The organism is Glycocaulis sp. (genome assembly GCF_052168375.1).
Lineage (GTDB): Bacteria > Pseudomonadota > Alphaproteobacteria > Caulobacterales > Maricaulaceae > Glycocaulis.
Genome location: NZ_JBQLZR010000118.1, coordinates 1 through 5,810 on the forward strand (window position 1 = coordinate 1; position 5,810 = coordinate 5,810).

6 protein-coding genes are annotated in these 5,810 nt (G+C 63.8%); 1 reads left to right on the top strand and 5 read right to left on the bottom strand.

Going from position 1 to position 5,810, the window contains the following annotated elements:
* Positions 1–111: 111 nt before the first annotated feature.
* The gene (locus tag ACTS2Z_RS04690) at positions 112–1,173 is read left to right on the top strand and encodes an acyltransferase family protein (RefSeq protein WP_442572066.1); all 1,062 of its coding nucleotides are present in this window, start codon (positions 112–114) and stop codon (positions 1,171–1,173) included.
* 55 nt (positions 1,174–1,228) lie between these two features.
* Here ACTS2Z_RS04690 and pnp read toward each other — a convergent pair whose 3' ends face one another.
* From pnp to ACTS2Z_RS04715, 5 genes are all read right to left on the bottom strand, one after another.
* Entirely contained in the window at positions 1,229–3,358 is a 2,130-nt protein-coding gene (gene pnp / locus ACTS2Z_RS04695) for a polyribonucleotide nucleotidyltransferase (RefSeq protein WP_442572067.1), read from the bottom strand.
* 94 nt (positions 3,359–3,452) lie between these two features.
* Complete coding sequence (gene rpsO, locus ACTS2Z_RS04700; RefSeq protein ID WP_442572068.1) at positions 3,453–3,722, bottom strand: 30S ribosomal protein S15; 270 nt, start codon at positions 3,720–3,722, stop codon at positions 3,453–3,455.
* Between the two features lie 144 nt (positions 3,723–3,866).
* Entirely contained in the window at positions 3,867–4,826 is a 960-nt protein-coding gene (gene truB, locus ACTS2Z_RS04705) for a tRNA pseudouridine(55) synthase TruB (RefSeq protein WP_442572069.1), read from the bottom strand.
* A 7-nt stretch (positions 4,827–4,833) separates the two neighbouring features.
* On the bottom strand, positions 4,834–5,202 hold the full coding sequence (rbfA, locus tag ACTS2Z_RS04710) for a 30S ribosome-binding factor RbfA (protein WP_442572070.1): 369 nt from the start codon (positions 5,200–5,202) through the stop codon (positions 4,834–4,836).
* A gap of 103 nt (positions 5,203–5,305) precedes the next feature.
* Positions 5,306–5,810: DMT family transporter (locus ACTS2Z_RS04715; protein ID WP_442572071.1), on the bottom strand; the 505-nt coding region annotated here is incomplete at its 5' end.

Sequence of the window (5,810 nt, forward strand, 5' to 3'; positions counted from 1 at the left end):
CACGCCAATAACAGCTTGAAACGTCGGACAATCTGCACTGGCCCGGCCTGTGCAGTGGCGCCATGAACTGCCAGTTTTTGCCGGGACCTGTCCCGCAAGGAAACATCTGCCATGGATACACGCCGGGACGATATCGACACGCTGCGCGGGCTGGCCTGCGTCCTGCTCGTTGCCCTGCACGTGATCGGCGAGGAACCGGCTCACGGCTTGGGCGTGCCGATGAACCATCCGCTGGAAATCCTCGGCACGCTGACCTTCCACCTTCGCATGCCGCTCTTTGCGGTGCTGGCAGGCTTTGTCTATGCCCTGCGCCCTGTCAGCCGGGGCGGGCTTGCCAGCTTCATGGGCGGCAAGGCGCGCAGGCTGGTCATTCCGATGGCCTTTGCCGCCACCCTCTTCTGGGTGATGAACATGGCAACAGGCGGCGCGTTCAGCGTGCCTCTGGCGCAGATGTGGGAAATCTACCTGTTTCCCTATGCCCAGTTCTGGTTCATCCACGCGGTCATCTTGTGCCTTGCCGCAATTTCGCTTCTGGACCTGGCTCTGCCGAGACGGCCTCTCGCTGCTGCAGTGATCATGGCAGGAGCGGGCGCCGCCTTGTTCCTGTCACCGGCCGCGCGCGGCGTCGATTTCCTGTCCCTGGACCTGACGCTTTACCTTGTGCCCTTCTTTGCTGGCGGCGTTATCATGGCGCGTCTGCCGCAGCGTGTCATGGACCGCCTCGTCCTGCCGCTCGCCGCCGCGGGCGCCATCAGCTTTGCGATCTTCACCGCAGCGACCTTGCTTGATCCTGATCTGGAACATGTGCGCCGGGCGCCGTTTTCGCTGGTAGCAGGCCTGACAATCGGGCTCGCCCTGCTGGCGCTGAAGCCCCGGGTGAGCGCGCTCGCCTGGATCGGACGCTATTCCTTCACCGTCTATCTCTACCATCTCATCGTGGCCAAGGTGTTTCACCGCGCCTACGCGATTGCCGGCGCGCCAGAGCCCTATACGGCAGCCCTTGTCGGCACGGCCATCGCCATCCTCCTGCCGATCGCCTTGCACTGGGCCGTCATGCGCGCAGGCGGCCCGCTGCCCGGACTGGTCCTCGGCCTGAAACCCCTCAAGCGGGGCGAAAGCGCGGATAAGGCGAACCGCCTGCCGCCTGCCCCGGCTGCAACGCCAGCGGAATGAAAAAACCCCGGACGTTTCCGCCCGGGGTTCTTCCTGTCAGGTCTGAAACGCCAGCCTAGTCGGCGGCGGCTTCAGCGGCGATTTCCTCGCCCGTTTCCTGGTTCACCACCTTCATGGAAAGTTTCACCTTCCCGCGATCGTCAAAGCCCATCAGCTTCACCCAGACCAAATCGCCTTCCTTGACGACATCGTTGGGGTGATTGACGCGCTCGGCTTTCAGTTGCGAGACATGCACGAGGCCGTCGCGCTGACCGAAGAAGTTCACGAAGGCACCAAAATCCATGACCTTCACGACCTTGCCCTGATAGATCGCGCCCTGTTCCGGCTCGGCCGTCAGGGAGTGGATCCAGTCACGGGCAGCCTTGATGGAGGCGGCGTCCGACGAGGCGATCTTGATCGTGCCGTCATCTTCCACATTCACCTTGGCGCCGGTCTTCTCGACAATCTCGCGGATCACCTTGCCGCCCGTGCCGATGACATCACGGATCTTGTCGACCGGGATCTTCATCTGCTCGATGCGCGGCGCGGTATCGGCCAGTTCGCCGCGGGCACCGGTAAGCGCCTTGTTCATCTCGGCAAGGATATGGGCGCGGCCGGCATGAGCCTGGCTGAGCGCGGTTTCCATGATGTCCTTGGTGATGCCGGCGATCTTGATGTCCATCTGCAGCGAGGTGACACCCTTTTCGGTGCCCGCCACCTTGAAGTCCATGTCGCCGAGATGGTCTTCGTCACCGAGAATGTCGGAGAGGACCGCAACGCCTTCCGGGTCCTTGATGAGGCCCATCGCGATGCCCGAAACCGGACGCGTGATCGGCACACCGGCATCCATCAGGGCGAGCGAGGCACCACACACCGTCGCCATCGAGGACGAACCGTTGGACTCGGTGATCTCCGAGACCAGGCGGATGGTGTAGGGGAAGGTATCGGCGCCCGGCAGGACAGCGCGCATGGCACGCCATGCCAGCTTGCCGTGACCGATCTCGCGGCGGCCCGGAGCCAGGCGGAACGAGGTTTCGCCGACCGAGTAGGGCGGGAAGTTGTAGTGGAGCATGAAGCGCTCCTTGTACATGCCCGTAAGGTCGTCGATCATCTGCTCGTCTTCGCCGGTGCCCAGCGTTGCCACGACGAGGGCCTGCGTTTCACCGCGGGTGAAGAGCGCAGAGCCGTGCGTGCGCGGCAGGACGCCCGCTTCCGACACGATGGCGCGCACATCATCCAGCTTGCGGCCGTCAATGCGCTTGCCGGTCTTGATGATGCCGCCGCGCACGACAGACGCTTCCACGTCTTTCAGCACGCCTTTGAGCACCACCGGATCGACACCGTCCGGATTGGCATCCGACAGGGCGAGTTCGGCAATCGCCTTTTCCTTCGCGGCACCGACCGCAGCGTAGCGCTCGGTCTTGTCCTTGATGGTGTAGGCCTTGGCGATATCCTTGCCGACGAGCTTCTGGACCTTGGCTTCAAGCTCGGAATGGTCTTCCGGAACGAAGTCCCACGGCTCTTTCGCCGCCTTCTCCGCGAGGCGGATGATCATGTCGATCACGGGCTGGAAGGCTTCGTGGCCCGCCATGACAGCGCCCAGCATGACCTCTTCGGTCAGTTCCTTGGCTTCCGATTCCACCATCATCACGGCGTCAGAGGTGCCGGCGACAACGAGATCAAGCTCGGAATCAGCCATTTCCGCGATGGTCGGGTTGATGACATAGCCACCATCCACATAGCCCACGCGCGCAGCGCCGATCGGGCCGAGGAAAGGCAGGCCCGACAGCACCAAAGCCGCCGACGCGCCGACCATGGCCACGATATCGGGATCGTTTTCCATGTCGTGCGACAGCACGGTCAGCATGACCTGGGTGTCGTTCTTGAAACCTTTGGGGAAGAGCGGGCGGATCGGCCGGTCGATCAGACGCGAGGTCAGCGTCTCCTTGTCGGTCGGACGGCCTTCGCGCTTGAAGAAGCCGCCGGGGATCTTGCCGGCTGCAAAGTATTTTTCCTGATAGTTCACGGTCAGCGGGAAGAAGTCGATCCCGTCCTTGACCTGTTTCATCGCCACGGCGGTCGCGAGCACGGAAGTCTCGCCGTAGGTGACCAGCACCGAACCGGTTGCCTGGCGGGCCATGCGGCCGGTTTCAATGGTGAGCTGGCGTCCAGCCCATTCGATCGTCTCGGTTTGAATATTGAACATGTTCTCTCGTACGTACGGACAGGGCCATGACCATCACGGCCCATAAGGAAGCGCCGGTCACCCTTGAAGGTGACCGGCGCGAAGGGAAGCTGGCCTAGCGGCGCAGGCCCAGCTTTGCGATCAGGACCCGGTAACGCGGTTCGTCAATCCGGGCCAGATAGTCGAGAAGGCGGCGGCGCTGGGAGACGAGCTTGAGCAGGCCCCGGCGCGAGTGGTTGTCCTTCTTGTGGGTCTTGAAATGCTCGGTGAGGTTGGCGATGCGCTCGGAGAGCACGGCCACCTGGACTTCCGGCGAACCAGTGTCGTTGGCCTCACGGGCATATTCCTTGATGAGCGCAGACTTGCGCTCTGCAGTGATGGACATCTGTCATCTCCTCAGTGCCGGTCAATTCCGGCCTTGCCAGGGCACCGTCCAGCAAGGTCGGCAGTCGTGCGCGCAGCTTATGGACGCAAAGTGTGCCGATAGCAAGGCATGCAAAGGGTTTTCGCGTTCACCAGAGCGCGAGGATCAGGCCTCGCCCGGAACGAAAACGCGCCAGGGCGAGAGCTTGCCGGCCTGCAGATCACCAATGGCGACCGCCTCATCGCCATTCATGGCCAGAACCGAGCGCGAGCAGTCCCGGTCGCCAATCATCCGTTCGCTGCGCAGGGCACGCAGGGCCTCGGCACGCCGGGGCGGCACCACGATGGCCCGTCCCTGACGCAGATAAGCCACCTGATCGGGTGTCACATCAAGGACGGGAAGATCGCTGGCGGCAGCGTGAACGGGTCCGAGCGCCTCATGCTCGCGGGCTTCGCGTTTCAGTGCTTCGAGATCGGCAAGCGTGATGGCCTGCCCGATATCGAACGGACCGACAGCCACACGGCGCAAGGCGGCGACATGACCTTCAGCGCCCAGCGCTTGTGCAATGTCACGCACCAGCGAGCGTACATATGTGCCCTTGCCGCAATGCATTTCCAGAACCGCAAGGTCTGCGGTCGGCGTGTCGAGCAGGCGCAGATCATCGATCCGCACCCGGCGCGCTTCCAGCTCTACCATCTCGCCTGCGCGGGCAAGGTCATAGGCACGCGCGCCGTCGACACGGATGGCAGAGAAGGCAGGCGGGACCTGGTCAATCTCGCCGGTAAAGCGGGGCAGCACAGCCAGGATGGCGTCGCGCGCGGGCCGCACATCGCTGGAGCCGGTTTCCTCGCCTTCGGCATCCAGCGTATCGGTGGAAATGCCCCAGCGAATGGTGAAGCGATAGGTCTTCATGCCATCCTGGGCAAAAGGCACTGTCTTCGTGGCTTCGCCCAGCGCAACCGGCAGAAGCCCTGTCGCCAGCGGATCAAGCGTGCCGGCATGGCCGGCCTTGCGTGCATCAAAGATGCGCCGCACGGCGGACACGGCCTGTGTGGAGGTCATCTCGGCGGGCTTGTCCAGCAAGACCCAGCCATCGACCGGATTACCCTTTTTCCTGCGCCCCATACCCGGTTCAGTCCAGATCGCGCTTCACGTGCGGGCGGGCGAGAATGTCATCGACATGGGCCGCCTCGTCAAAGCGGTCATCGGCCTCGAAGCGCAGTTTCGGGGTAAAGCGCAGATCGATCCGGCGGGCGAGCTCGCGCTGGAGATAGCCCGACGCGTGATCGAGAGCGCGTGCGAGCTTTACCCGGTCGGCCTGGCCCATGGCTGCCACGAACACGGTCGCGTGGCGCAGATCCGGGCTCATGCGCGCTTCCGTCACCGTGACGGGCAGGCCCGCGACAGCCGGATCATGGATCGCGCCTTCGGCAATGATGTCGGCCAGCGCGCGACGCACAAGTTCGCCTGCGCGCAATTGCCTCTGGGACTGGGCTTTCATGATGTGCACCTCGTTTTCCGCGCCGGACGGGCCGGGATCGAACCGGGACGTCCCTGGAAAGGGGGCGGGTGATACGCCCTTTTTGGGTCTGCTGGCAAGCCGCTCAGCCGCGCACCACCATGAACCCGCCCGCGATCAGCAACGCGACGCCGGAGATACGGACAAGATTGGCAGGCCGCACATCGAGGCCCAGAAGGCCGTAATGGTCCATCACCAGTGCCGCGATCAGCTGGGCGGCAATAAGGGTAGAGAAGAACGCGCCAGCCCCGATCTTCGGCGTCGCCCAGACGGCGGTGGTGACGAAGAGTGCGCCCAGCGCACCGCCCGCAAACCAGAGGTGGACGGGCACGCTCGCAATCGTCTCACGCGAAGGCAGGCCTTGCCGGAGGGCCATCGTGCCGGCCACAGCCAGCATGATGAATGCGCCTGCCGAGAAATTGATGAGGGCAGCCCGGAAGGGCGATTGCAGCAGGGCTGCGAGCTGGGCATTGAGCGCAGGCTGCATGGCAACGGCCGCGCCTGCGACAACCACCAGCAATACCGGTACGGCCAGGGACAGGTTCATCATGGTCCTCGTTGATTGCGCTACGCGATGGGTCAACCCCCCG

Excerpts from the sequence above, each read along its gene's own strand:
- ACTS2Z_RS04690 (WP_442572066.1), top strand. The coding sequence starts at position 112 with ATGGATACACGCCGGGACGATATCGACACGCTGCGCGGGCTGGCCTGC.
- pnp (WP_442572067.1), bottom strand. The coding sequence starts at position 3,358 with ATGTTCAATATTCAAACCGAGACGATCGAATGGGCTGGACGCCAGCTC.
- rpsO (WP_442572068.1), bottom strand. The coding sequence starts at position 3,722 with ATGTCCATCACTGCAGAGCGCAAGTCTGCGCTCATCAAGGAATATGCC.
- truB (WP_442572069.1), bottom strand. The coding sequence starts at position 4,826 with ATGGGGCGCAGGAAAAAGGGTAATCCGGTCGATGGCTGGGTCTTGCTG.
- rbfA (WP_442572070.1), bottom strand. The coding sequence starts at position 5,202 with ATGAAAGCCCAGTCCCAGAGGCAATTGCGCGCAGGCGAACTTGTGCGT.